At 66.6% G+C, this 24,623-nt stretch carries 24 protein-coding genes; 14 read left to right on the plus strand and 10 right to left on the minus strand.

What is annotated here, in order from left to right:
• Positions 1–102: 102 nt before the first annotated feature.
• Positions 103–558 (minus strand): Lrp/AsnC ligand binding domain-containing protein, encoded by a 456-nt coding sequence (locus tag BHK69_RS28765; RefSeq protein WP_069693100.1) that lies wholly within the window; start codon positions 556–558, stop codon positions 103–105.
• A gap of 131 nt (positions 559–689) precedes the next feature.
• Between BHK69_RS28765 and putA the strand changes: the two genes are divergently transcribed.
• Positions 690–3,809, plus strand: coding sequence for a bifunctional proline dehydrogenase/L-glutamate gamma-semialdehyde dehydrogenase PutA (gene putA, locus BHK69_RS28770; protein WP_069694045.1), 3,120 nt, complete (start codon positions 690–692; stop codon positions 3,807–3,809).
• Positions 3,810–3,849: 40 nt separating this feature from the next.
• On the opposite strand, the gene BHK69_RS28775 is transcribed toward putA, so the two are convergent.
• Entirely contained in the window at positions 3,850–4,950 is a 1,101-nt protein-coding gene (locus BHK69_RS28775) for an NADH:flavin oxidoreductase/NADH oxidase (protein ID WP_069693101.1), read from the minus strand.
• An 87-nt stretch (positions 4,951–5,037) separates the two neighbouring features.
• On the opposite strand from BHK69_RS28775, the gene BHK69_RS28780 reads away from it, so the two are divergent.
• The 3 genes from BHK69_RS28780 (at position 5,038) to BHK69_RS28790 (ending at position 6,347) form a co-directional block, all read left to right on the plus strand.
• The gene (locus BHK69_RS28780) at positions 5,038–5,349 is read left to right on the plus strand and encodes an ArsR/SmtB family transcription factor (RefSeq protein WP_244548352.1); all 312 of its coding nucleotides are present in this window, start codon (positions 5,038–5,040) and stop codon (positions 5,347–5,349) included.
• Between the two features lie 69 nt (positions 5,350–5,418).
• A complete protein-coding gene (locus tag BHK69_RS28785; RefSeq protein ID WP_069693102.1) occupies positions 5,419–5,949 on the plus strand; it encodes an RNA pyrophosphohydrolase in 531 nt (176 codons plus the stop codon).
• Positions 5,950–5,966: 17 nt separating this feature from the next.
• Positions 5,967–6,347: a VOC family protein gene (locus BHK69_RS28790; protein ID WP_069693103.1), complete on the plus strand. Its 381-nt coding sequence runs from the start codon at positions 5,967–5,969 to the stop codon at positions 6,345–6,347.
• 51 nt (positions 6,348–6,398) lie between these two features.
• Here the strand turns inward: BHK69_RS28790 and BHK69_RS28795 are convergent, their stop codons facing one another.
• From BHK69_RS28795 to BHK69_RS28815, 5 genes are all read right to left on the minus strand, one after another.
• Positions 6,399–6,815, minus strand: a complete 417-nt coding sequence (locus BHK69_RS28795; protein WP_069693104.1) for a F0F1 ATP synthase subunit epsilon — start codon at positions 6,813–6,815, stop codon at positions 6,399–6,401.
• A gap of 101 nt (positions 6,816–6,916) precedes the next feature.
• On the minus strand, positions 6,917–8,383 hold the full coding sequence (gene atpD / locus BHK69_RS28800; RefSeq protein ID WP_069693105.1) for a F0F1 ATP synthase subunit beta: 1,467 nt from the start codon (positions 8,381–8,383) through the stop codon (positions 6,917–6,919).
• Positions 8,384–8,444: 61 nt separating this feature from the next.
• Positions 8,445–9,314: a F0F1 ATP synthase subunit gamma gene (locus BHK69_RS28805; protein ID WP_069693106.1), complete on the minus strand. Its 870-nt coding sequence runs from the start codon at positions 9,312–9,314 to the stop codon at positions 8,445–8,447.
• Between the two features lie 44 nt (positions 9,315–9,358).
• Complete coding sequence (gene atpA, locus BHK69_RS28810; RefSeq protein ID WP_069693107.1) at positions 9,359–10,888, minus strand: F0F1 ATP synthase subunit alpha; 1,530 nt, start codon at positions 10,886–10,888, stop codon at positions 9,359–9,361.
• The gene (locus tag BHK69_RS28815; protein WP_069693108.1) at positions 10,888–11,460 is read right to left on the minus strand and encodes a F0F1 ATP synthase subunit delta; all 573 of its coding nucleotides are present in this window, start codon (positions 11,458–11,460) and stop codon (positions 10,888–10,890) included. The genes atpA and BHK69_RS28815 overlap by 1 nt, the downstream gene beginning before the upstream one ends.
• 419 nt (positions 11,461–11,879) lie before the next feature.
• Here BHK69_RS28815 and BHK69_RS28820 point away from each other — a divergent pair, with 419 nt between their 5' ends.
• A complete protein-coding gene (locus BHK69_RS28820; protein ID WP_069693109.1) occupies positions 11,880–12,320 on the plus strand; it encodes a hypothetical protein in 441 nt (146 codons plus the stop codon).
• A gap of 62 nt (positions 12,321–12,382) precedes the next feature.
• On the opposite strand, the gene BHK69_RS28825 is transcribed toward BHK69_RS28820, so the two are convergent.
• A complete protein-coding gene (locus tag BHK69_RS28825; RefSeq protein WP_069693110.1) occupies positions 12,383–14,569 on the minus strand; it encodes a primosomal protein N' in 2,187 nt (728 codons plus the stop codon).
• 180 nt (positions 14,570–14,749) lie between these two features.
• On the opposite strand from BHK69_RS28825, the gene BHK69_RS28830 reads away from it, so the two are divergent.
• The 3 genes from BHK69_RS28830 (at position 14,750) to BHK69_RS33300 (ending at position 16,567) form a co-directional block, all read left to right on the plus strand.
• Entirely contained in the window at positions 14,750–15,676 is a 927-nt protein-coding gene (locus BHK69_RS28830; RefSeq protein ID WP_069693111.1) for a tyrosine recombinase XerC, read from the plus strand.
• Between the two features lie 88 nt (positions 15,677–15,764).
• A complete protein-coding gene (locus tag BHK69_RS28835; RefSeq protein ID WP_069693112.1) occupies positions 15,765–16,325 on the plus strand; it encodes a DUF4337 domain-containing protein in 561 nt (186 codons plus the stop codon).
• A 50-nt stretch (positions 16,326–16,375) separates the two neighbouring features.
• Positions 16,376–16,567 (plus strand): hypothetical protein, encoded by a 192-nt coding sequence (locus tag BHK69_RS33300; protein WP_069693113.1) that lies wholly within the window; start codon positions 16,376–16,378, stop codon positions 16,565–16,567.
• Positions 16,568–16,770: 203 nt separating this feature from the next.
• Here the strand turns inward: BHK69_RS33300 and leuD are convergent, their stop codons facing one another.
• Together leuD and leuC are read right to left on the minus strand one after the other, a co-directional pair.
• Positions 16,771–17,388, minus strand: coding sequence for a 3-isopropylmalate dehydratase small subunit (leuD, locus tag BHK69_RS28845; protein WP_069693114.1), 618 nt, complete (start codon positions 17,386–17,388; stop codon positions 16,771–16,773).
• Entirely contained in the window at positions 17,385–18,842 is a 1,458-nt protein-coding gene (leuC, locus tag BHK69_RS28850) for a 3-isopropylmalate dehydratase large subunit (RefSeq protein WP_244548353.1), read from the minus strand. The genes leuD and leuC overlap by 4 nt, the downstream gene beginning before the upstream one ends.
• Positions 18,843–18,968: 126 nt before the next feature.
• Between leuC and BHK69_RS28855 the strand changes: the two genes are divergently transcribed.
• From BHK69_RS28855 to BHK69_RS28880, 6 genes are all read left to right on the plus strand, one after another.
• The gene (locus BHK69_RS28855; RefSeq protein ID WP_069693115.1) at positions 18,969–19,742 is read left to right on the plus strand and encodes a GntR family transcriptional regulator; all 774 of its coding nucleotides are present in this window, start codon (positions 18,969–18,971) and stop codon (positions 19,740–19,742) included.
• Between the two features lie 68 nt (positions 19,743–19,810).
• Positions 19,811–21,031 (plus strand): ABC transporter substrate-binding protein, encoded by a 1,221-nt coding sequence (locus BHK69_RS28860; protein WP_069693116.1) that lies wholly within the window; start codon positions 19,811–19,813, stop codon positions 21,029–21,031.
• 233 nt (positions 21,032–21,264) lie between these two features.
• Positions 21,265–22,137 (plus strand): branched-chain amino acid ABC transporter permease, encoded by an 873-nt coding sequence (locus BHK69_RS28865; RefSeq protein WP_069693117.1) that lies wholly within the window; start codon positions 21,265–21,267, stop codon positions 22,135–22,137.
• Positions 22,134–23,174 carry a branched-chain amino acid ABC transporter permease gene (locus BHK69_RS28870; RefSeq protein WP_069693118.1) on the plus strand — a complete coding sequence of 347 codons (1,041 nt, stop codon included), beginning with the start codon at positions 22,134–22,136 and terminating at the stop codon, positions 23,172–23,174. The genes BHK69_RS28865 and BHK69_RS28870 overlap by 4 nt, the downstream gene beginning before the upstream one ends.
• Positions 23,174–23,929, plus strand: a complete 756-nt coding sequence (locus BHK69_RS28875; RefSeq protein WP_069693119.1) for an ABC transporter ATP-binding protein — start codon at positions 23,174–23,176, stop codon at positions 23,927–23,929. Before BHK69_RS28870 ends, BHK69_RS28875 begins: the two co-directional genes overlap by 1 nt.
• Entirely contained in the window at positions 23,922–24,623 is a 702-nt protein-coding gene (locus tag BHK69_RS28880; protein WP_069693120.1) for an ABC transporter ATP-binding protein, read from the plus strand. The genes BHK69_RS28875 and BHK69_RS28880 overlap by 8 nt, the downstream gene beginning before the upstream one ends.

The raw sequence follows: 24,623 nt of genomic DNA on the forward strand, positions 1-24,623 counted from the left end.
TTCAGACTGGAGGAGCAGTGCGGCAGGTCAAGCGCTAAGCGTCATCTCGGCAGGCACATTGTACCAATAAAGAGCCATCCGTACGCCGCCGGCGCAATGATCTCACAAGGGCAGCGCCCCATCGGTCTTGACCTCTTCCATCACCGCATAGGTGCGCGTCTCGCGTACCGCCGGCAGCGCCAGCAGAACCTCGCCGAGAAAGCGGCGATAGGCATTCATGTCGGCGACGCGCGTCTTGACCAGATAGTCGAAGCCGCCCGCGACCATGTGGCACTCCAGCACCTCGGGTGCACGCTTCACGGCGGCTGCGAAGCGCTCAAACGCATCGGGCGTCGTCTTGTCGAGATAGACCTCGACGAAGACCAGCAGGTTGAGCCCGAGCTTCAGCGGATCGAGCGTCGCGCGATAACCGGTGATGTAGCCCTCGCGCGACAGGCGCTTGAGCCGTTCGCCCACCGCCGTCGGCGAGAGGCCGACCTTTTCGGCCAGCTCGACGCCGGCAATGCGGCCATCGGATTGCAGGAGGGAGAGGATACGACGGTCGGTGCGATCCAGCACGGGATTATTCTCTATAACAGAAGCTATGAGCCAATATTAATACGGATAATACCGGAAAATAGCCAATTGATATGCGGCCCAAGAGGCCCGATCCTTCAGATCATCCCGCCTCGCTCATCTGGAGCCGTTTCATGGCCACCGCCGCCCCGCGTTTCGTCGAAGCGCCAGCCCTGTCCGCTTTCCGCGTTCCCTATGCGGAAGACGATGGCGCGACCGCCGCGACGCTGCTGACTGGGGCCCGGCGCGAGCCTGCCGCCAAGGCACGCATCGACGCTCGCGCCACCGAACTGATCGAGGCGATCCGCACCCGCAAGGTCGGATTGGGCGGCATCGAGGAGTTGCTGCGCGAATATTCGCTTTCGACCAAGGAGGGGCTGGCCCTGATGGTGCTGGCAGAGGCGCTGCTGCGTGTGCCCGACGCGGCGACCGCCGACCGGCTGATCGAGGACAAGCTCGGCCAGGGCGACTTCGCCAATCACGAGTCGAAATCGGACGCCTTCCTGGTCTCGGCTTCGGCCTGGGCGCTCGGTATCACCGCGCGCGTCATCCAGCCCGGCGAAACGCCGACGGGTATTATCGGCAGCCTCGCCAAGCGCCTCGGCGTGCCGACGGTGCGCACCGCGACGCGTCAGGCCATGCGTGTGATGGGCAACCATTTCGTGCTCGGCCAGACCATCGAGGAGGCGCTGAAGCGCGCCGGTTCCAAGACCGGCAAGCTCTATCGCTATTCCTTCGACATGCTGGGCGAAGGCGCACGCACGCAAGCCGACGCCGACCGTTACCTCGCCTCCTACAGCGCCGCGATCGACGCCATCGGCCGCTCCGCCGGCAATGAGCCGCTGCCGAACCGGCCGGGCATCTCGGTCAAGCTCTCGGCGCTGCATCCGCGCTATGACGCGACCAATCACGAGCGCGTGCTGGCCGAGCTGACGCCCAAGGTGATCAAGCTCGCGCAGCAGGCCAAATCCTACGATCTCAACTTCACCATCGATGCCGAGGAGGCCGACCGGCTCGAACTCTCGCTCGACGTCATCGACGCCGTGGTGGCCGATGCCTCGCTCGCCGGCTGGGACGGCTTCGGCCTCGCCATCCAGGCCTATCAGAAGCGTGCCTCGGCCGTGATCGACCATATCGCGGCGCTGGCCGAGGCCCATGGCCGTCGCATGATGGTGCGCCTCGTCAAGGGCGCCTATTGGGACACCGAGTTGAAGCGCGCCCAGGAGCGCGGTCTCGCCGACTATCCCGTCTTCACCCGCAAGGCGATGACCGACCTGAATTACGAAGCCTGCGCCGCGCAGTTGCTGCGCCTGCGGCCGCGCATCATCCCGCAATTCGCGACGCATAACGCGCTGACGGTCGCGAGCGTCGCCGAGATGGCAGGTGACGCCGAGAATTTTGAGTTCCAGCGCCTGCACGGCATGGGCGAGGCGCTTTATGAGAAGCTGCTGGCGGACAAGGCGGGCTATGCCTGCCGCACCTACGCCCCGGTCGGCGGCCATCAGGATCTGCTCGCTTATCTCGTGCGCCGCCTGCTCGAGAACGGCGCCAACTCCTCCTTCGTCAGCGTCTCCGGCGACCCTGACGTGCCTGTCGCGCAATTGCTGGTGCCGCCCGCCGACCTGATCGGCAATGCGGGCGCCGCCCGGCATCGCCGCATCCCATTGCCGGCCGACCTCTACGGCCCGTCGCGGAAGAACTCGGCCGGCGTGGAGCTCGGCCATGCCGAGAGCCTGGACGCCCTGCTCGCCGAGATCGCGGCAGCCACCGCCAAGCCCTTCCCGGACGCCAGCCCGATCATCGACGGCAAGGCTGTGGGCGGTACACCCCGCCCGGTTCTCTCCCCCATTGACGGCAAGGCAATCGGCACCGTCGCGGAAGCCGACGCCGCCTTGGCCGGCCGCGCCATGCTCGCCGCCAAGGCCGGCTTCGATGACTGGAACCGCACGCCCGCCCGCACACGCGCCGCAGCTTTGCGCAAGGCCGCCGACCTGATGGAGGCAAAGCGCGGCCTGCTGCTCGCCTTGCTCCAGGCCGAGGCCGGCAAGACGCTGGACGACGCCATCTCCGAGGTTCGCGAGGCGGTCGATTTCTGCCGCTATTATGCCGCCGAGGCCGAGGCCAAATTCGCCATGCCGACCGCCCTCCCCGGCCCGACCGGCGAGGAGAACCGCCTGATCCTGCGCGGGCGCGGCCCGTTCCTGTGCATCGCGCCGTGGAACTTCCCGCTCGCCATCTTCGCCGGGCAAGTCGCCGCCGCGCTCGTCGCCGGCAACAGCGTCGTCGCCAAGCCCGCCCCGCAGACACCCCTGATCGCCACTGTGACCGTGCGCCTGCTGCACGAGGCCGGCGTGCCTGTTTCGGCTTTGCACCTGACCCCTGGCGACGGCGCGCTCGGCGCGGCGCTGGTCGCGCATCCCGCGGTGGCCGGTGTCGCCTTCACCGGCTCGACCGCCACCGCCCGCGCCATCAACCGCGCGCTTGCCGCCAAGGACGGGCCGATCGTCCCGCTCATCGCCGAGACCGGTGGGCTCAACGCCATGATCGTCGATGCGACGGCACTGGCCGAGCAGGTTGCCGACGACGTCGTGATGTCGGCCTTCCGTTCTGCCGGCCAGCGCTGCTCGGCCCTGCGCCTGCTCGTGGTGCAGGAGGACGTCGCCGACAAGATGGTCGAGATGATCACCGGCGCCGGCGGCGAATTGAAGCTCGGCGATCCGCGCCGGATCGAGACCCATATCGGCCCGGTCATCGACGCCGCTGCCAAGCAGCGGCTCGATAGCCATGTCGAGGCGATGCGCAAGCTCGGCCGCATCGTCTGGGCCGGCGACGCGCCCGCGCTGGGCGGCACTTTCGTCGCCCCCCATGTCGTCGCGCTGAACAGCATCGCGGAGCTCGATCGCGAGCATTTCGGCCCAATCCTGCATGTCGTGCGCTGGAAATCGGGTCAGCTCGACAAGGTCATCGAAGCGATCGAGGCGACCGGCTACGGCCTGACGCTGGGCGTGCATTCACGCATCGAAACCACCGTCGAGGAGGTCGTCAGCCGCCTCTCGACCGGCAACATCTACGTCAACCGCAACATCATCGGCGCGGTCGTCGGCGCGCAACCCTTCGGCGGTCATGGCCTCTCGGGCACCGGCCCCAAGGCCGGCGGGCCGAACTACCTGATGCGCTTTGCCACCGAGCAGACCGTGACGGTGAACACGGCCGCCGCCGGCGGCAATGCCAGCCTGATCGCCATGGGGGAGTGACAGGAGGGGCCATAGGCCCCTCTTGCATCACTTCCTTGCATCACGCCGCGCGGTAGCGCGACAGCCAGTGGGCGTAGGGCGCCGGCAGCGTCTTCCAGGCTGCATCCTCGATGCCCAGCGCCTTTGCCGCCGCATAGGGCCAGTGCGGGTCGGCCAGCAGCGGCCGGCCGAGCGTGACGAGATCGACCTTGCCCTCGCGCACCAGCGCATCGGCCTGCTCGGGCTGGCTGATGTACCAGCTCGTCGAGGCCGGAAGGCCGCTCTCGCGCCGCACACGCTCGGCAACGGGCGCCAGGAAGGCCGGCCCCCACGGAATCTTGGCCTCGTTGGTCGAGAAGCCGATGCTGACATCGATGAAGTCGAGCCCCTCGGCCTTGAGGCGCTTCACCAGTTCAATGGCCTCGACCAGCGTCTCCTCGTCCTGCCCGTCATACTCGATCACGCCGAGCCGGGCCGAGAGCGGGCGATCCTCCGGCCAGACCTTGCGGACCGCCACAAGCGTCTCGATCAGGAAGCGGGCGCGGTTCTCGAAGCTGCCGCCATAGGCGTCGTCGCGCTTGTTGGCGTGGCGCGACAGGAAGCTCTGCGCCAGATAGCCATGGGCGAAATGCAGCTTCAGCCACTGGATGCCGATATCGCGGGCCCGCTCCGCCGCCGCGACGAAATCGCCGCGCACGCGCTCGATATCAGCCAGCGTCATTGCCCGCGGCACACGCCCGAGGCCGCCGCCCTGAGCGACGGCGGACGGCGCGATCGTCTCCCAGCCGCTTGGGTCGCCTGCCGGGATATGGTCGTCGCCTTCCCAGGGAAGGTTGGCGCTGGCCTTGCGGCCGGCATGGCCGATCTGGATGCCGGCGACCGCACCGGCCTTGCGCATCTCGGCGACGATCGGCGCCAGCGCTTCGGCCTGCGTGTCGTTCCACAGCCCAAGACAGGCAGGCGTGATCCGCCCCTCCGGCGAGACACCGGTGGCTTCGATGACGACGAGGCCGGCACCGCCTCGCGCCAGCCCGGCGAGATGGGCGCGGTGCCATTCATTGGCGACGCCGTCCTGCGCCGAATACTGGCACATCGGCGAGGTCACGATGCGGTTGCGAAGGGTGACGTTCTTCAGGCTGAAGGGGTCGAAAAGACCGGGCATTGAGCGGCTCCGCGCTAAGGGGGTTTGATTATTCGATAGTTCGATATTTTTCGAAATTTGGCAACATCAAAACCCTGTGATAGGCTCATGATCATGCGACATGCCCGCCTGCCTGCTTCGGAAGAGATCGCGATCGAGGACGTCTTTCACGCGTTGAGCGATCCGTTTCGGCTGGAGATCGTCTGCAGACTGGCAGCCGAAGGCGAAGCGAGCTGCCAGGCGCTCGAAGGCGATCGTCCGAAATCCAGCGTCTCCCATCATTTCCGCGTCCTGCGCGAAGCCGGGCTGATCCGGACGCGTAACGAGGGCGCGACACGGATGAACGCATTGCGTCGGGAGGACATCGAGCGCCGTTTCCCAGGGCTGCTTTCCTGTGTTCTCTCGGCCCGCGCCGACTGAGATTCTCGCTCACCCGGCCGAACCAGGAGGCCCGTTTCACTCCTCGACGCGGTGTCTTAAGCTCGCCGGATGGACCTCCCTTATCGCTCCAATGTCGGCATCGCCCTGTTCAATGCCGACGGCCTCGTCTTCGCCGGCCGCTCGCACAGCGCCGGCCCGGAGATCGTGCAGCCTGGTTTCGACTGGCAGATGCCGCAAGGCGGCATCGATCCCGACGAGGACATCGTCGCGGCAGCGCGCCGCGAGCTCACTGAGGAAACAGGCGTGACGAGCGCCACGGTCCTTGCGGTGACGCAGGATTGGTGGACTTACGACTTCCCGCCCTATGACGGCCCGGCGCATAAGCTCTGCGCCTTCAAGGGCCAGCGACAGCGCTGGGTCGCCTTCCGCCTCAAAGGGCAAGACAGCGAGATCGACATCACCCGCCCCAATGGCGACGAGCCGGCCGAGTTCAGCGAGTGGGCCTGGATACCGCTTGCTGAGATGCCGGCGCGCATCGTGCCGTTCAAGCGCCCGGTCTATGAGCGTGTCGTGCAAGCCTTCTCGCACGTCGCCGCGCCCCATCATTTTGCCGCGCCTAGTGTCTCGACATCACCCTGACTGCCCAGGAGACTGCGATGAGCCTGATCAGCTTCGACCATTGCGTCATTCACGTCTCCGACTGGGAGCGCTCGAATGCCTTCTACCGCGACGTGATCGGAGCCGAGATCCTCCCCAACGGCGCAGGCTTCGTCTATCGCGTCGGCGCAGCGCAATTGAACTGCCATGGACCGGGCCTGAACCCGGTCCCGGTCGCGCGCCTGCCGGTGCCGCCTGGCGGCAGCGATCTCTGCTTCACCTGGGCGGGGCCGATCGCCGACGCGATCGCGCATCTGGAGACGCGGACGGTCGCGATCGAGCTCGGCCCGGTTCCGCGCTTCGGCCGCGGCGGCCCGGGAACCAGCGTCTATTTCCGCGATCCTGACGGCTCGCTGCTGGAGTTCATCAGCTACGCATGAAAAAGGCCGCTCGCGCGGCCTTTTGACAGTCTCTGATGTAAAGGCTGGTGCCTACGCCGCCTTGCGGCCCTCGAAGACGTGCTTGAACTCGCGCAGCTGCACCAGAACGTCGTGGAGGCGCTTGCGCTCGTCTTCGTCATGCGTGCCGGCGAGCTTGGTCTCAGCGGTCAGGATCTCCTTGTCGAGAACGGCGGTATCGACGTCCTCGATGAAGTTCGCCTGCTCGGCCAGGATCGTCGTCGCGGCATGGTTGACCTCGACGAGGCCGCCATTGACGAAGAATTCCTTGCCGTTGCTGCCATCGGTCTGGGTGAAGACGATGCCCGCCTTCAGCGTGGCAACCAGCGGCGCATGGCCTGCGAGCACGGTGATTTCACCCTCGACGGACGGGATGATGACGCTGACGACATCGCCCGAGAACAGGATGCGCTCAGGCGAGACGAGTTCGAACTTGAAGGTCTGTGCCATGTTTTTCCTCGCGAATGGCGAATGGCGAATGGCGAGTAGCTTTCAGCTACAGAGCCTTTCCGCCGATTTCCATTCGCTACTCCCTATTCGCCATTCGCCCCTTACGCCGCTTCGGCGGCCAGGCGCTGCGCCTTCTCGATGGCTTCGTCGATCGAGCCGACCATGTAGAAGGCCGCCTCCGGCAGGTGGTCGTACTTGCCCTCGACCAGGCCCTTGAAGCCCTTGATCGTGTCCTCGAGCGCAACCAGCTTACCCGGCGAGCCGGTGAAAATTTCGGCGACGAAGAAGGGCTGCGACAGGAAGCGCTCGATCTTGCGGGCGCGGGCGACCGAGATCTTGTCCTCTTCCGAGAGTTCGTCCATGCCCAGGATCGCGATGATGTCCTGCAGCGCCTTGTAGCGCTGGAGGATCTGCTGGACCTGGCGGGCGATGGCGTAATGCTCTTCGCCGACGATCGCGGCCGAGAGCATGCGCGAGGTCGAGTCGAGCGGGTCGACCGCCGGATAGATGCCCTTTTCCGCGATCGAACGCGACAGCACGGTCGTGGCGTCAAGGTGAGCGAAGGAGGCCGCGGGCGCCGGGTCGGTCAAGTCGTCGGCCGGGACGTAGATCGCCTGCACCGAGGTGATCGAGCCCTTATTGGTGGTGGTGATGCGCTCCTGCAGGTTGCCCATGTCGGTCGCGAGAGTCGGCTGGTAACCCACTGCTGACGGGATGCGGCCGAGCAGCGCCGACACTTCCGAGCCCGCCTGCGTGAAGCGGAAGATGTTATCGACGAAGAAGAGCACGTCCTGGCCCTTGTCGCGGAAATCTTCCGCAACGGTCAGGCCCGACAGGGCGACGCGCATGCGCGCACCCGGGGGCTCGTTCATCTGGCCGTAGACGAGCGCGCACTTCGAGCCCTCGCCGCCGCCCTTCTTGTTCACGCCGGACTCGATCATCTCGTGATAGAGATCGTTACCCTCGCGGGTGCGCTCGCCGACGCCGGCGAACACAGAGTAGCCGCCATGGGCCTTCGCGACATTGTTGATCAGCTCCATGATCAGCACGGTCTTGCCGACGCCGGCGCCGCCGAACAGGCCGATCTTGCCGCCCTTGGCGTAAGGCGCCAAGAGGTCGACGACCTTGATGCCGGTGACGAGGATCTGCGCGTCGGTCGCCTGCTCGGCATAGCTTGGGGCCGGCTGGTGGATGCCGCGCCGGCTGCTGGTCTTGATCGGGCCAGCCTCGTCGACCGGCTCGCCGATGACGTTCATGATGCGGCCGAGGCACTCGTCGCCGACCGGAACCATGATCGGGGAGCCGGTGTCCGTGACCGACTGGCCGCGAACCAGACCTTCGGAGGAGTCCATCGCGATGGTGCGGACCGTGTTCTCGCCGAGATGCTGGGCGACTTCGAGCACGAGGCGGTTGCCGAGATTGTCGGTCTCGAGCGCGTTCAGGATCTCCGGCAACTCACCGTCGAACTGCACGTCGACGACGGCGCCGATGACCTGCACGATGCGTCCGGTGCCGGTGTTGGCAGGCTTCTCTGCGGCGACGGTCTTCTTGGTAGCGGCTTTGGCCATGGTTTCGAACCTCGGGTACAGCGTGTCAGGTGGCCGGCATGCCAGCCTAATTGCTAGACGTTTAGAGCGCTTCCGCGCCGGAGATGATTTCGATCAGTTCCTTGGTGATCATCGCCTGACGCGAGCGGTTGTAGAGCTGCGTCTGCTTCTTGATCATTTCGCCGGCATTGCGCGTGGCGGAATCCATCGCCGACATGCGCGCGCCCTGCTCGGAGGCCGCGTTCTCCAGGATCGCGCGCAGCACCTGCACCGTGAGGTTGCGCGGCAACAGCGTCTCCAGGATCTCAGCCTCATCGGGCTCGTAGTCGTAGACGGCCTCGGTCGTCTTCGTGCCGGCCGGAATTTCAGCGGGAATGATGCGCTGCGCCGTCGGGATCTGCGAGATCACCGATTTGAACTTCGAGAAGAACAGCGTCGCGACGTCGAACTCGCCCTCGGCGAAACGCGCCAGGATGTTCTGGGCGATAGCCTCGGCATTGACGAAGCCGACCTGCTTGAAGGCGCGCAGGTCGATCAGCTCGATGATGTCCTTCTCGAACTGGCGCTTCAGGACGTCATGGCCCTTCTTGCCGACGCAGATGATCTTGACCGTCTTGCCTTCGGCCTTGAGCGCATTCGCCTTGTCGCGCGCCAGACGCGCGATCGAGGAGTTGAACGCGCCGCACAATCCGCGCTCGGCCGTGCAGACCACCAGCAGATGCACCTTGTCGGCGCCCGTGCCGGCGATCAGCTTCGGCGCGCTCGAACCCGAGATGCCCGAGGCCAGATTGGCCAGCACCGTCTCCATGCGCTCGGCATAGGGACGCGCTGCTTCCGCCGCAGCCTGCGCCCGGCGCAGCTTCGCAGCCGCGACCATCTGCATGGCCTTGGTGATCTTCTGCGTCGCCTTCACTGAGGCGATGCGGTTTCGTAGATCCTTCAAGGAAGGCATCGACGATCCTCATATTGGCGGAGCGCTGAGCGCCCCGCGCGGCCTCAGGCGAACGACTTGGCGTAGTCCGTGACGAGATCCTTCAGCTTCGCGGCATTCGCGTCCGAAAGATCCTTGGTCTTGCCGATCTCAGTCAGCAGGTCGGCATGCTTGCCGCGCACCAGCGCCAGCAGCCCGTCCTCGAAGGCACGGACCTTGTTGACCGGAAGCGGGTCGAGATAGCCGTTGACGCCGGCATAGATCACGACCGTCTGCTCTTCCATCTTCAGCGGCGAAAACTGTGCCTGCTTCAGGAGCTCGGTCAGGCGGGCGCCGCGGTTGAGCAGGCGCTGGGTGACCGCGTCGAGATCGGAACCGAACTGCGCGAAGGCGGCCATCTCGCGATACTGCGCGAGCTCGCCCTTGATCTTGCCGGCAACCTTCTTGGTCGCCTTGGTCTGCGCGGCCGAACCGACGCGCGACACCGAAAGGCCGACGTTCACGGCCGGGCGGATGCCCTGGTAGAACAGGTCGGTCTCGAGGAAGATCTGGCCGTCGGTGATCGAGATCACATTGGTCGGGATATAGGCCGAGACGTCGTTGGCCTGCGTCTCGATAACCGGCAGCGCCGTCAGCGAACCATTGCCGGCAGCATCGCCCATCTTGGCGGCGCGCTCGAGCAGGCGGGAGTGGAGATAGAACACGTCGCCGGGATAGGCTTCGCGGCCCGGCGGGCGGCGCAGCAAGAGCGACATCTGGCGGTAGGCGACGGCCTGCTTCGACAGATCGTCATAGATGATGACGGCATGCATGCCGTTGTCGCGGAAATACTCGCCCATGGCGCAGCCGGCGAAGGGCGCCAGGAACTGCATCGGGGCAGCGTCGGACGCGGTCGCGGCGACGACGATCGAATATTCCAGCGCGCCGCGCTCTTCGAGCACCTTCACGAACTGGGCGACGGTGGAGCGCTTCTGGCCGATGGCGACATAGACGCAGTAGAGCTTCTGGCTCTCATCCGTGCCTTCGTTGTTGGCCTTCTGGTTCAGGATCGTGTCGAGCGCCACGGCGGTCTTGCCGGTCTGGCGGTCGCCGATGATCAGTTCGCGCTGGCCGCGGCCGATCGGGATCAGGGCGTCGATCGCCTTGAGGCCGGTCGCCATCGGCTCATGCACCGACTTGCGCGGGATGATGCCGGGCGCCTTGACGTCGACGCGGGCGCGGGCCTTGGCCTTGATCGGGCCCTTGCCGTCGATCGGGTTGCCGAGCGCGTCGACGACGCGGCCGAGCAGCTCCTTGCCGACCGGCACGTCCACGATCGCGCCGGTGCGCTTGACCGTCTGGCCTTCCTTGATCTCGCGGTCGGAACCGAAGATCACGACGCCGACATTGTCGCTCTCGAGGTTGAGCGCCATGCCGCGCACGCCGCTCTCGAACTCGACCATCTCACCGGCCTGGACCTTGTCGAGGCCGTAGACGCGGGCGATGCCGTCGCCGACGGAGAGAACCTGGCCGACCTCGGTGACGGAGGCTTCGGACCCAAAGTTAGAAATCTGGGCCTTCAGGATCGCGGAGATTTCAGCGGGGCGGATTTCCATCAGCCGACCTCTTTCATGGCAAGACGAATTGAATTGAGTTTGGTTTTCAGCGAGGCGTCGACCATGCGGGAATCCATCTTGACGATGAGCCCGCCGATCAGCGTCGGATCGATCTTGATCGCGACATCGACATCCTTGCCGGCGACGCCCTTGAGGGCGGACCGGATTTCTTCGACACGCTTGGCCGTGGGCTGTTCAGCGAGCGTGACCTCGGCGCTGACGATGCCCTTGGCCTCGGCGACGAGGTTGCGATAGCCCTGGATCATGCCCGGCAGCGTGAACAGGCGGCGCTTGCTGGCGACCAGCCCGATGAAGTTCCCGGCGATGCCGGAGATGCCTGCCTTGGCGAGGATAGCCTTGATCGCGGCGACCTGATCCTCGGCCGAGAAGGCCGGGCTCTCGACCAGCCGGCGCAGATCGGCGCTCTCGGCCAGCATCGCGCTGAAGCTGGAAAGGTCGGCGGAAACGGCGTCGATGGCATTGGCCTCGCTCGCCAGCTCGAAGAGCGCCGTGGCGTAGCGCCCGGCGACGCCCGAAACCAGTACTCGATCCTGCGATCCGCCTTCAGCCACGCGTCACGTCTCTCGTTCAAAGGACCACACCGGCGACCCCCTGCGAGGGCGGAGTGCATCGTCCTGGCGCTGCGATGTATCGATCAGGCGAAATGCGCGCTGGCAAGCGCACTTAACACCGAGAATGCGGCGGTGCACTAGCATGCGATCCGGGGGTGCGCAACCCGAAGAACGCCACAGTTCGGTCTCAATCTGGGGATGGCGCCGGGCGGGCTTTCGCCTCCCCGCGATCAACCATCCATCGGCTCTCGCCGCTGAGTTGGAGCCCGCCGCCCACCGAGAACCGGTTTCCACTTTTCGACGCCATGCTCTAACTTCGTCGGACGATCGAATACATCGGACCCCGACACGGGCTGGATCGATCCCGCTCGCCCGCTGCCGGCCGAAGCATCGGCACAAGCCGGGATACGGAGATCGAGATGGCGCGGAACAGGATCGGTCTCGGGCTCGTCACGGGCCTTCATATCCTGGTCGGCGCATTTGCCGCAGCCTGGCTGCTCGCGCCGCCAGCGGCCTTCGCCCAGGGTGGAGCGGAGATCCGCTACATGCAATTGAATGACGAGACGGTCGGCGGCAGGCGGCTGACCTTCCGCGACAAGACCGTGATCTCGCTCCACAAGAACCACGACTACACCATCTCCGGCCCGCTCCATGTCGGCTTCTACGAATCGGGCGGCAAGAAGCCGACGCGGGGCAAATGGGAGGTCCGCTACGGCAACACCCTCTATGTGACGATGGAGGACGCCTCCTCGCGCGCCTGGGTTTTCTTCAAGATCGGCGACAAGCTCTATCTGCGCACGGTGACAGGCGGTGTGCCCAACTTCGGCGACCTCATCCTCAACATCGCGCCGTTGCGGTGAGGCTGCCGCCCTGAGATCACGTCGCATTCGTTTCTAAAAGCCGAGAGCATTGCTGTTGCGCCTCACAAAAAGCTCTGCGGATCGACATCGACCGCAACCCTGACCGAGCCTTTCGGCTTCGGCCCGCGCTTGAGCCAGGCGCGCAGATAGTCCTGCAGATTGACCTCGCGCGTCGTCTTGACGATCAATCGCACGCGATGGCGCCCGCGCAGCACCGCGAGCGGCGCCTCCGCCGGCCCCAGCACCGAGACACCGTCGGGCGCATCGGCGCAACGCGCCAGCGCACGTGCATGCCCCTCCGCCTCGGCGGCGGTGTTCGCCGATACGATCAGCCCGGCGAGCCGCCCGAAAGGCGGCAGGCCGGCCGCCTCGCGTGACGCCGTCTCGGCGGCGTAGAACCGCTCCGGATCGCCCGAGATCAGCGCCTTCAGCACGGGGTGCCCGGGATCATGCGTCTGCAGCAGGGCGCGCCCAGGCCTTTCGCCGCGCCCCGCTCGGCCGGTCACCTGCCGCAGCACCTGGAAGGTCCGCTCGGCCGCGCGCGGATCGCCCGAGGTCAGGCCGAGATCGGCATCGACCACGCCGACCAGGGTCATGCCCGGAAAATTGTGGCCCTTGGCGACGAGCTGCGTGCCGATGACGATGTCGAATTCGCCCGACGCGACCGCCATCAGCTCCTGTTTCAAGCGCTCGGTGCCCCCTGGAAAATCGCTGGACAGCACGATCCCCCGCGCCTGCGGGAACAGCGTCGCGACCTCCTCGGCCAAGCGCTCGACGCCCGGCCCGCAGGCCGAGAGGCTCTCAGCCGCATGGCAGGCCGGGCATTCATGCGGCCGGCGCTCGACATGGCCACAATGATGGCAGACCAGCGCCCGCCGGAAGCGATGGTCGACCAGCCAGGCTGAGCAGTTCGGGCATTGGAAGCGGTGGCCGCAATCGCGGCACAGCGTCAGCGGGGCATAGCCGCGCCGGTTGAGGAAGAGCAGCGACTGCTCCTTGGCCTCCAGATTGTCGCTGATCGCCTTGATCAAAGCACCCGAGATCCAGCGCCCGCGCTCGGGCTTGTCCTGGCGCAGATCGACCAGCCCCAGCGTCGGCAATTCGCGTCCGCCGAAGCGCTCGGGCAGCTTGAGATGCGTGTAGCGCCCGCGCTCGGCATTGACGCGCGTCTCGAGCGAGGGCGTCGCCGAGGTCAGGATGACGGGCGCGTTCTCGATGCGCCCGCGCACCACGGCCATGTCGCGGGCATGATAGCTGACGCCGTCTTCTTGCTTATAGGCGGCCTCATGCTCCTCATCGACGACGATCAGGCCGAGATCGCGATAGGGCAGGAACAGGGCTGAACGCGCACCTGCCACCACCCTGGCCTCGCCGCTCGCGATCGCCGCCTGCAACCGCTCGCGCTTGCGGCCCGTCACGGCCGAATGCCAAAGCCCGGGCCTGACCCCGAAGCGCGCCTCAAAACGGTCGATGAACTGCGCCGTCAGCGCGATCTCCGGCATCAGGATCAGGCTCTGGCGGCCCTGCCGGATCGCCTGCGCCACCGCCTCGAAATAGACCTCGGTCTTGCCCGAGCCGGTGACCCCCTCGAGTAGGGTCACGCCGAAAGCAGCAGTCTGAACCGACGCCACGAGCTCTTTGGCCGCCGCCGCCTGCCCCTCCGACAGAACCGGTTGCGCGTGATCGGGATCGGGCATCGCCGCGATCGCGTCGCGCGGCAGCGCCTCGACGCTGAAGGTGCCGGCATCGACCAATGAGTCGATCACCGCCATGCTGACAGAGGCTGCCTCCGCCAGCGCCGACTTGCCCGTCAGCAGACCGCCCTCGGCGGCGGCGATGGCGCGGGCGCGGGCCGGCGTCATGCGGGCGGGCGGCGCGCCGACAAGTCTGACGCCGAGCTTGGGCCGCTCCGGCGTATCGTCGGGCTGCCGGCGCAGCACCAGCGCCAGCACCGAGCCCTTGGGGGCGAGCGTGTACCAGGCGACCCAGTCGACCAGCTTCATCAGGGCGGGATCGAGCGGCGGCATGTCGACCCGCCCCGTCACCCGCTTGAGATTGCCGCCGCGGCCTGAGCCCTGGCTCCAGACCACGCCCACGGTCTCGCGCGGGCCGAGTGGGACATGCACGACATCGCCGGGCTTGAGCACGAGCCCGTTCGGCACCGCATAGCTATAGGCCTGGTCGAGCCCGAGCGGGATCAGCACGTCGACCGTGCCGCCGCCTTCCCCACTCTCTGGCTCATCATTCATGGCCGCGTGTCTAGCATCGATTCGCGACCTGTTAAGGCAGGGGCGTCATGCTCAGCCGAACCACTGCGTCATGCTCGCCCTTGTGGCGAGCATCCACGTCTTGCCTCCCTCGACGGAAAAGGCGCGGTTCAAAGACGTGGATGGTCGGGACAAGCCCGACCATGACGGGAGTCCCGAGCCTTGACCGATTTCGACACCCTGCGCCGCGATTGGCTCGCCCATCTGGCAAATGAGCGCCGGCTCTCGCCCAAGACGCTCGAAGCCTATGGCCGCGATCTCGGCCAGTTCTCCGCCTTTCTGGAAGGCCATCTCGGCGGTCCGGCCTCGCTGGCCGATATCGCGGCGCTGAAACCCTTCGACCTGCGCGCCTTCCTCGGCCAGCGTCGGCGCGAGAATGTCGGCAACCGCACATTGATGCGCCAGCTCGCGAGCCTGCGCTCCTTCGCCCGTTTCGGCGAGCGCACCGGCAAGCTGAAAGCCGCAGCCTTCGCCGCGACGCGCGGGCCGCGCATCGGCAAATCGCTGCCGCGCCCGCTCGACGCCCGCGCCGCCAAGGCCGTGACCCAGGTCGACATCCGCGCCGGCGAGGAGCGCGAGGCCTGGGTGCTGGCGCGAGATGCCGCCGTGCTGGCGCTGCTCTATGGCTGCGGCCTGCGCATTTCGGAGGCCCTGTCGCTGACCCGCGCCCAGGCGCCGACGAGTGCCGGTGACACCCTGACAGTGATCGGCAAGGGCCAAAAGACCCGCATGGTCCCTGTTCTGCCAGCCGTGGTGACGGCCATCGCCGAATATATCGCGCTTTGCCCCTGGCGCTTGCCGCCGGATGGTCCGCTCTTCCTCGGCGTCAAAGGCGGCCCACTCTCGCCCCGCATCATCCAGCTTGCGGTCGAGGGCTTGCGCGGCGCACTCGGTCTGCCGTCCTCGGCGACGCCGCATTCCCTGCGACACTCCTTCGCGACCCATCTGCTGGGTCGCGGCGGCGATCTGCGCGCCATCCAGGAGCTGCTCGGCCACGCCTCGCTCTCGACGACGCAGATCTACACTCGCATCGACTCGACGCGATTGATGGCGGCCTATGACGCCGCCCATCCCCGCGCCGGGCGCTGAGCAAGCGACGCTCGCAAATTCCCGACTTGAATTCGTCATGCAACACGGTCATTCCCGCCCTGCAATTTCTAGGGGAGAGAATCAGTCCATGTCAGCAGCGCCCGACTTCACCGACAGCGGCAACAAGCGCATCGGCTTGCTGATCGCCATTCTCGCCCTGCTGCTCGCCTTCTCCGAGATCGGCGGCAAGAACGCCGAACAGGACGCGCTCGCGAAGAATGTCGAGGCGTCCAATCTCTGGGCCTTCTTCCAGGCCAAGACGATCCGGGGCACGACCTTGCGCACGGCTGCCGAGGCGATGGAGGTCGAGCTGGCCGGGGTCACCGACCCCGCCGCGCGCGACCGCATGGGCAAGCGCATCGAATCCTGGAAGGCGACCGTCGCCCGCTATGAATCCGAGCCCGAAACCAATGACGGCCGCAAGGAGCTCATGGCGCGCGCCAAGGCGGCAGAAGCCCAGCGCGACATCTCCTCGGCCCGCGACGACAAATACGACGTGGTCTCGGGGCTGTTCCAGATCGCCATCGTCGTCTCGTCGGCGGCGATCATCACCGGCCTCACCCTGCTGGCCTTTACCGGAGTGGGACTTGGACTGCTCGGCGTCGCCCTGATGGCCGTCGCGCAATTCGCGCCTACCGCGTTGTTCTGATGGCGCGGTCGGCTAGGATGCTGGCTCAATTTCGATGAAGTCAGGGCCTGATGCCGATCGCGATCAGTGTCAAAGCCGCAAATGACACAGCGGCCAGGATAGAGGCTTCGTGGGAACAGGCAGCGCGTTTCGAGGACCCGCCTTCGATGCGCAGCCTGTCCTATCCGCCGCATATCACCTTGGCGATCTATGACAATATCGAACCGCAGCGAATCATTTCAACTCTGTGCCGGCCGCACTAACGGCCGGATGCCTGGGTGCCGCATTGCACGCTTGCCACCCAGGTGAAAACCGAACTCCGGGATGAGGCACTCGCATTTGTCAGCCGCCCGATCTCCCCGTTCGAGGTCGTTTTCGACACCGCTGACTGCGTGAGCTTTCCGCCCGTCGCCGTCTTGAGAGAACGTACACTTTCGGCGGCCTGATTGGGGCAGGCAAACTCGCGTCAGGCTCCAGCCGGCCGCGCCCACGGCCTGCGGTCGTCGTCAGCCGCACGGAACCGCGCGATCTCGCCGGCACAAGACCGCGTCACGTCGATATCGTCCCAGCCATTGAGCAACTGCTCGCGCCAGACCGGGTCAATCGCGAACGTGACCGCGCGATTGCCCCAGGCAACCGTCTGCTCCGCCAGATCGACGCTGACCGGCAGATCCGGCGTCGCGGTCAGGGCCGCCAGCAGATCCTCGATGTCGGCCTCGTCGAGCACCGCCGGCAAAAGCCCGTTCTTGACCGCGTTGGACGCGAAGATGTCGCCGAAGGTCGGCGCCAGCACGACGCGGACGCCATGATCGGCCAGCGCATAGACCGCCGCCTCTCGCGACGAGCCCGAGCCGAAATTACGCCGCGCCACCATGATCTCAGCCCCGCGCCAAACCGGACGGTTCAGCGGAAAATCGGGCTTCTCGACCCCGGCATCGTCGCGGCGCAGATCATGCAGCAGAAAGCCGCCATAGCCCTCCGAACGCGGGCGCTTCATGAAGCGGGCCGGGATCAATTGGTCGGTATCGACGCCGGCGAGGCCGAGCGGGCAAGCAGGCCCGGCGACATGGGTCAACGGCTTCACGACCGCCCCTCCAGCATCGGCCGGACATCGGTGAGATGCCCGGTCACCGCCGCAGCGGCGACCATGGCCGGCGACATCAGATGGGTACGGGCGCCCGGCCCTTGCCGGCCGCGGAAATTGCGGTTCGTCGTCGAGGCGCAACGCTCGCCGGAGGACACGCTGTCGCCGTTCATGCCGACGCACATCGAGCAGCCGGATTCGACCCATTCGAGCCCGGCCGCGATGAAGATGCGGTCGAGCCCCTCCTCCTCGGCCTGCCGCTTCACCTGGCTCGAGCCCGGCGAGACCAACCCCGGCACGCGCGCCTTGCGGCCCGCAAGCACGCTTGCCGCCGCGCGCAGATCCTCGATGCGGGCATTGGTGCAGGAACCGATGAAGACGCGGTCGACCACGATCTCGCTCAGCTTCTGCCCCGGCCGCAACCCCATATAGGCGAGCGCATCGCGCATGGCGGCGGCGCGGCCCTCATCGGCGAGCGCGGCCGGATCGGGCACGCTGGCGCCAATCGGAAGCGCATCCTCCGGGCTCGTCCCCCAGGTGACGATGGGTGCGATCGCACCCGCATCGATCGTGATCTCGCGATCGAAGACGGCACCCGCATCGCTCGGCAGTTGACGCCACGCGGCGATGGCTGCCTCCAGCGCCGCTCCCTTGGGCGCATAGGGCCTGCCGGCGATCCAGCGGAAGGTCGTCTCGTCGGGCGCGATCAGCCCGCAGCGTGCGCCCGCCTCGATCGACATGTTGCACATGGTCATGCGGCCCGCCATCGAGAGCGCCCGCACCGCCTCGCCGCCATATTCGATGGCATAGCCCCGCGCCCCGTCCGCGCCGATCTTCGCGATGATGCTGAGGATGAAGTCCTTCGCCCCCACGCCCGGAGCGGGCGTGCCGTCGATGCTGATGCGCATGCGCCTGGGCTTCTTCTGCCAGAGCGTCTGCGTCATCAGCACATGCGCGACCTCCGAGGCGCCGATGCCGAAGGCATAGGCCCCGAAGGCGCCATGGGTCGAGGTATGACTGTCGCCGCAGACCATGGTCAGCCCCGGCAAGGTCAGCCCTTGCTCGGGCCCGACGACATGGACGATGCCCTGGCGCGGATCGTTCAGCCCGAAGAGCTCAACGCCATGGCGCGCTGTATTCGCCGCCAGATCGTCGATCATCCGGGCGATCTCGGAGTTGGCGATGTGGTCGCGGCCACGCGTCGGCACGTAATGGTCGGCGATGCCGAAGGTCAGACCGGGCTCGACGACGATCCCATCGCGGCCCGCGACTTGCGCAAAGGCGTGAAACGAACCCTCATGCACGAAATGCCGGTCGATCCAGATCAGCGCATCGCCTGACGGCCGCTCGACGACGACATGTGCGTCCCAGAGCTTGTCGAACAGCGTGCGCGGTCCGGCCCCGGACTTGCTTCCGCTCCCAGGCGTTCCGGCGGTCATGGTTGCGGCTGTCATCGGGCCTACCCTTTCCCAGCTGATCATAGAGACCACACGACGCTTGACGCAAGCGAGTTGTCCTATACGCTATACAGGTAGTTGTTCTGATAGACAGTCAGATCATTCGTCATCGAAAGGCCCCGCGTGGACGCTTCGCTCGAACCTCTCAAGGCGCGACGCATCTATCTGCTGCTGCGTGAACGCATCGCCAGCGGCGAGATTTCGCCCGGCACCCGCCTGGCGAGCGAGCCGGCCCTGGCGCTGCAGCATGGCGTCTCACGCGTCACCATTCGCCGCGCGCTCGACAGCCTCGCGACGGACGGCCTGATCGACCGCCGCGTCGGCGCCGGCACCTTCGTGCGCGAGCCCGAGGCGCCCCGGCCGATCGTCGCGGATTTCTCGAACATGCTGACCCATCTGGTCGAGATGGGCCGCCGCACCGGCGTGCGCCTGCTCGCCTTCTCCTATGTCCAGCCGCCCGAGGCGGTAGCCCAGGCGCTCGCGCTTGGCCCGGGCGAGCGCACCCAGCGCTCGGTCCGCGTCCGCCTGATCGACGGCCAGCCCTTCTCCTATCTGACGACGCATGTGCCCGAGCGCATCGGCCTGACCTATTCGGAAGCGGACCTCGCGACCGTGCCGCTGCTGACGCTGCTCGAGCGCTCGGGCGCATTGGTCGAGCGCGCCAGCCAGGCAATCAGTGCGACCCTGGCCGGCCCTGATGTCGCCGAGGCGCTCGGCCTCGAGATCGGCTCGCCGCTCCTGTCCCTGACGCGCGTCGTCCTCGGGCCGGACGGCAGCGGCGTCGAGTATCTGCACGCGCTCTATCGGCCCGACCGCTACTCCTTCCAGATGGAACTCCACCGCGCCGGCGAGGCTGGCGAGAGGCGCTGGTCGCCAGTGCCGGCCCAGGCCGGTTGATCGCTCGAGACAAGCCCGGCGCGAGACCGGGCCAGACGCACCGCAAACAAAACAGAGGAGAACGTGAGATGACCAGGACAACCGAGCTTTCCCGCCGCACGCTTTTGACGACGGCGGCGATCGGCGGAGCGGCGACCATCGCCATGCCCGGGCTGCTGCGCGCACAGGCCCCCGCCATCAAGGTCGGCATCCTGCAGCCCGTCACCGGCGCGCTCGCTTATGACGGCCAGCAGGGCCAGATCGGCGCGGAGGCCGCGATCAAGGCGATCAATGAGGCCGGCGGCATCAAGTCGATGGGCGGCGCGAAACTCCAGATGGTCTTCGGCGACGCCCGCTCGACGCCTGAAGGCGGCACGGCCGAAGTCGAACGCATGCAGGCCGAGGGCGTGGTCGCGATCGTCGGCGGCTTCGCCTCGCCGATCTGCCTTGCCGCCTCCCAGGCCGCCGCGCGCTACGACCTGCCCTATATCGTCGATGTCGGCGTCGCCGATTCGATCGTCACGCGGGGCCTGAAGAACACCTTCCGCTTCGGCCCCGGCTTCGGCACGGTGACCAAGACCGCGCTCGACAATCTCTCCAAGCTCAACGACGCCGCCGGCAAGCCGGCGAAGACCGTCGTGCTGGTGCATGAGGACGGGCTCTTCGGCTCGGGCATGGCCAAGCTGATGCAGGCCGAACTGCCCAAGCGCGGCTTCGAGGTGCTGGACACGATCGCCCATCCGACGCCGTCGCGCGATATGTCGAACGTCGCGCTCCAGATCCGCGCCAAGAACCCCGATCTCGTCATTCCCTCGAGCTATTACGGTGAATTCGCCCTGCTCGCCCGCACCATGCAGCAGCAGCGCATCAAGCCGAAGGGCATCTACGCCGTGCTCAACGGCGCGGCCTCGAATTTCCGCTTCGTCAAGGAATTCCAGGACGCCGCCCAGTTCGTGATGGACTGCAACCACTGGCACGATCCGCGCAAGCCTGTCGCCGAGGCGCTGCGCAAGCAGGTCGAAGCCTCCGGCAAGTTCTGGACCTACAACATCCCGCTCAACTATTCCTGCGTCCAGCTCCTCGCCGACGCGCTGGAGAGGGCGGGCTCCGGCGACAAGGCCAAGCTGACCGAGGCGCTCATGGCCTCGACCTTCGCCGGTCACATCATGCCCTATGGCCCGACCAAGTTCGTCAACGGCCAGAACGAGGGTGGCGCGCCGGTGAACACCCAGGTCCAGGGCGCCGACATCAAGGTGATCTTCCCGACAGATTTCGCCGACGCGAAGCCGATCTTCCCCGTGCCGGCGTGACATACGCGGCTATCCTTCTCCCCTCCCATCTCGGGCTTGCCCGAGATGGGCAACCCAAAGTGTCAAAGTCGGCAACAGCCGACTTTGATGGGGAGAAGGTGACTCCGCGTAGCGGAGACGGATGAGGGAAGGGCAGCGCCTGAACGCTACCGAATCTCACCTTCGTCATTCCTTCCCTCATCCGTCGCCTTTGGCGACACCTTCTCCCCCAAGGGGAGAAGGAAGAGCGCAGCATGTTCGCACCAGACATCATCCTCGCAGCCGTGCTGAACGGCCTGATGACCGGCTCGGTCTATGCGCTGATCGCGCTGGGCCTGACGCTGGTCTATGGCGTGCTGCACATCATCAATTTCGCCCATGGCGCGACGCTGACGGCGGCTATGTTCGCCGTCTATGTCGCGCACACCGTCTTCAGGCTCGATCCCTACATCGCGCTCTTCATCGTCACGCCGCTGTTCTTCGGGCTGGGCTACGGCGTGCAGCGCTTCATCATCGGCCCGGCAAGCCATGGCGAAGACCGCAACATCTTGCTGGTGACGCTGGGCCTCTCGATCCTGATCGAGAACGCCATGCTCGCGATCTTCCGCTCCGATACGCGCTCGATCGACGTGCCCTACGCCTTCTCCTCGATCGATCTCGGCTTCACCTTCCTGGCGCTGCCACGCGTGCTCGCCTTCGGCGTGGCATTGCTGGTCGCGCTGCTGCTCGGCCTGCTGCTCACCCGCACCGATACCGGCAAGGCGATTCGCGCCGTTGCCCGCGAGAAGACCGGGGCGGCTTTGGCCGGCATCGACGTCGCCCATATCTACGCCGTCACCTTCGGCCTGGGCGCGGCCTGCGTGGCGATCGCCGCCTGCCTCTTGATGCCGACCTTCTATGTCACGCCTCGCGCGGGAAACGCCTTCGTGCTGGTCGCCTTCACCATCGTCGTGCTCGGCGGCATGGGCTCGATCCCCGGTGCGCTCCTGGGCGCCCTCTTCATCGGCGTGGTCGAGAGCCTGTGCGGCTTGTTCTTCGGCGAGAGCCTGGGCCAGATCGGCATCTTCCTGATCTTCATCCTGGTGCTGCTGGTGCGGCCCACCGGCCTGTTCGGAGCGCGCGCATGAGCAGTTCGCGCGCCTTCGCCCCCGCGCTCGTCCTGCTCCTGCTGGCAGCGCTGATCCCGGTCTTCGTCACCGCCAACACGGTGCTGAACTTCATCGTCTTCACGCTGATCATCGCGCTGGCGGCCCAGGGCTGGAATCTGCTCGGCGGGCTCTGCGGCCAATTCTCCTTCGGCCACGCCGCCTTCTTCGGCAGCGGCGCCTATGCGGCCGCACTCCTGCAGGCGCGCTATGGCGTCAATGCCTGGGCAGCCTTCACCGCCGCCATCGCGATCGCGGCGCTGGTCGGCTGGATCATCGGCTATCTCAGCTTCCGCTCGGGGCTGCGCGGCTCCTATTTCGCCCTGGTGACGCTCGCCTTCGCCGAGGTCTTCCGCATCCTCGCCAATGCCTCGGCCTTCACCGGCGGGGCGGCCGGCACGCTGATCAAGCTCGATATCCGGCCCGAGAACTTCCAGTTCGCCAGCCGCGCCGCCTTCGTCTGGATCGCGCTCGCGCTCGTCGGCTTTACCTTGCTGCTGACGACGGCAATCACCCGCTCGCGCCTCGGCGCCTGGTTTGCGGCCGTGCGCGAGAACGAGGACGCGGCGCGCGCCCTCGGCGTCGACACGCTTGCCGTGAAGCTCAAGGCGATCACGCTCTCGGCCGGCATCACCGGCGCGGCCGGCGCGCTTTATGTGCAATATTACCTCTATCTCGACGCCAGCATCGCCTATGGCTCCTGGATCTCGGTCGAGGCGCTGATCGCCCCGATCATCGGCGGCATCGGCACGCCGCTGGGGCCGATCGTCGGCGCGGTGACGCTGCATGGCCTGGGCGAACTGACGAAACTCTTCGCCGGCGGCATCCCCGGCATCGATCTCGTGATCTATGGCGCGCTGCTGGTCGCCGCGATCGCCTTCGCGCCCGACGGCATGATGGGGCTGCTGAAGCGATTGGGCCGCAGCCAGGTCACGCCCGAGACGTCCACGCCCAAAACGACCGCGTCCAAGACGACCGACGCCAAGATGACCGTCACCAAGACGGAAGGAGCCGCCTGATGCTCGCCGTCGAGACCATTACCAAGCGCTTCGGCGGGCTCGTCGCGGTCAATGCCGCAAGCCTCAAGGTCGCTGCCGGCTCGATCACCGGGCTGATCGGCCCCAACGGCGCCGGCAAGACCACCCTGTTTGCCGTCATCGCCGGCTTCGAGAAGGCCAGCGAAGGCCGCATTCTCTTCGCAGGCCAGGACATCACGGCGCAGCCCGCGCATCTGCGGGCCCAGGCCGGCATCGCCCGCACCTTCCAGATCGTCCAGCCTTTTGCGGGCCTCAGCGTTGTCGAGAACATCGCCGTCGGTGCCTATCTGCGTCATTCCGGCCGGGCCGAAGCGCAGGCCAGAGCGCGCGAGGTCGCAAGCCTCGTCGGTCTCGGCGCCATGCTCGACCAGCCGGCCTCCTCGCTCACGGTCTCCGGCCGCAAACGGCTCGAACTGGCGCGCGCGCTGGCGACGGAACCCAAGCTTCTGCTGCTCGACGAGGTGCTGGCCGGGCTCAACCCATCGGAAATCCGCGACATGATCCCGGTCATCCGCCAGATCCGCGACCGGGGCATCACCATCCTGATGGTCGAGCATGTCATGCAGGCCGTGATGAGCCTGTGCGAGGACATCCATGTGCTGGCTCAGGGCCGCATCATCGCGCAGGGAACGCCGAGCGAGATCGCCACCAATCCGGCCGTGATCGAAGCTTATCTCGGCCAGGGCGCAGCCAAGCGGCTGCAGGGGTCGGCAGGCATGGGAGCAGACCATGCTTGAGGTCCAAAACCTGATCGCGGGCTATGGCGGCGCAGACGTGCTGCGCGGCATCGGCCTGGAGGTGAAACCAGGCGAGATCGTCGCGGTGCTGGGCGCCAACGGCGTCGGCAAGACGACGCTGAACCGCGCCTTGTCCGGCCTGCTCAAGCCGCGCTCCGGCACGATCCGCTTCCTGGGTCAGGAGATCGCCGGCCTCAAGGCCTCGGCCATCGTCGCCGCCGGGCTGATCCATGTGCCGGAGGGGCGCCGGATCTTCCCCAATATGAGCGTGCGCGACAATCTCGTGCTCGGCAGCTACCGGCGCGGCAAGCCGGCGCGCGAGGCCAATCTGGAGCGCATGTTCGAGCTCTTCCCGCGTCTGCGCGAACGCATGGGCCAGGCCGCCGGCACGCTCTCGGGCGGCGAGCAGCAGATGCTCGCCATCGGGCGCGGGCTGATGGGCGAGCCGAAGCTCTTGATCCTGGACGAACCGTCGCTCGGCCTCTCGCCGCTCCTGGTCGAGGAGATGTTTGCGCTCATCGCCCGCATCGCCGGCGAGGGCCTCGCCGTGCTGCTGGTCGAGCAGAATGTCGTGCAGTCGCTCGAACTCGCCGCCCGCGCCTATGTGCTCGAAAACGGCCGCATCGTCGTCGAAGGTCCCTCCAGCCGGATCGCCGCCGACCCGGCCCTGAAACATGCCTATCTCGGATTGTGA

Origin of the sequence: Bosea vaviloviae (assembly GCF_001741865.1) — a bacterium.
GTDB classification, from domain to species: Bacteria; Pseudomonadota; Alphaproteobacteria; order Rhizobiales; family Beijerinckiaceae; genus Allobosea; species Allobosea vaviloviae.

Coding starts and splice junctions, on each gene's coding strand:
- putA (WP_069694045.1), top strand. CDS start 690: ATGGCCACCGCCGCCCCGCGTTTCGTCGAAGCGCCAGCCCTGTCCGCT.
- BHK69_RS28775 (WP_069693101.1), bottom strand. CDS start 4,950: ATGCCCGGTCTTTTCGACCCCTTCAGCCTGAAGAACGTCACCCTTCGC.
- BHK69_RS28780 (WP_244548352.1), top strand. CDS start 5,038: ATGATCATGCGACATGCCCGCCTGCCTGCTTCGGAAGAGATCGCGATC.
- BHK69_RS28785 (WP_069693102.1), top strand. CDS start 5,419: ATGGACCTCCCTTATCGCTCCAATGTCGGCATCGCCCTGTTCAATGCC.
- BHK69_RS28790 (WP_069693103.1), top strand. CDS start 5,967: ATGAGCCTGATCAGCTTCGACCATTGCGTCATTCACGTCTCCGACTGG.
- BHK69_RS28795 (WP_069693104.1), bottom strand. CDS start 6,815: ATGGCACAGACCTTCAAGTTCGAACTCGTCTCGCCTGAGCGCATCCTG.
- atpD (WP_069693105.1), bottom strand. CDS start 8,383: ATGGCCAAAGCCGCTACCAAGAAGACCGTCGCCGCAGAGAAGCCTGCC.
- BHK69_RS28805 (WP_069693106.1), bottom strand. CDS start 9,314: ATGCCTTCCTTGAAGGATCTACGAAACCGCATCGCCTCAGTGAAGGCG.
- atpA (WP_069693107.1), bottom strand. CDS start 10,888: ATGGAAATCCGCCCCGCTGAAATCTCCGCGATCCTGAAGGCCCAGATT.
- BHK69_RS28820 (WP_069693109.1), top strand. CDS start 11,880: ATGGCGCGGAACAGGATCGGTCTCGGGCTCGTCACGGGCCTTCATATC.
- BHK69_RS28825 (WP_069693110.1), bottom strand. CDS start 14,569: ATGAATGATGAGCCAGAGAGTGGGGAAGGCGGCGGCACGGTCGACGTG.
- BHK69_RS28835 (WP_069693112.1), top strand. CDS start 15,765: ATGTCAGCAGCGCCCGACTTCACCGACAGCGGCAACAAGCGCATCGGC.
- BHK69_RS33300 (WP_069693113.1), top strand. CDS start 16,376: ATGCCGATCGCGATCAGTGTCAAAGCCGCAAATGACACAGCGGCCAGG.
- leuC (WP_244548353.1), bottom strand. CDS start 18,842: ATGACAGCCGCAACCATGACCGCCGGAACGCCTGGGAGCGGAAGCAAG.
- BHK69_RS28860 (WP_069693116.1), top strand. CDS start 19,811: ATGACCAGGACAACCGAGCTTTCCCGCCGCACGCTTTTGACGACGGCG.
- BHK69_RS28865 (WP_069693117.1), top strand. CDS start 21,265: ATGTTCGCACCAGACATCATCCTCGCAGCCGTGCTGAACGGCCTGATG.
- BHK69_RS28870 (WP_069693118.1), top strand. CDS start 22,134: ATGAGCAGTTCGCGCGCCTTCGCCCCCGCGCTCGTCCTGCTCCTGCTG.
- BHK69_RS28875 (WP_069693119.1), top strand. CDS start 23,174: ATGCTCGCCGTCGAGACCATTACCAAGCGCTTCGGCGGGCTCGTCGCG.
- BHK69_RS28880 (WP_069693120.1), top strand. CDS start 23,922: ATGCTTGAGGTCCAAAACCTGATCGCGGGCTATGGCGGCGCAGACGTG.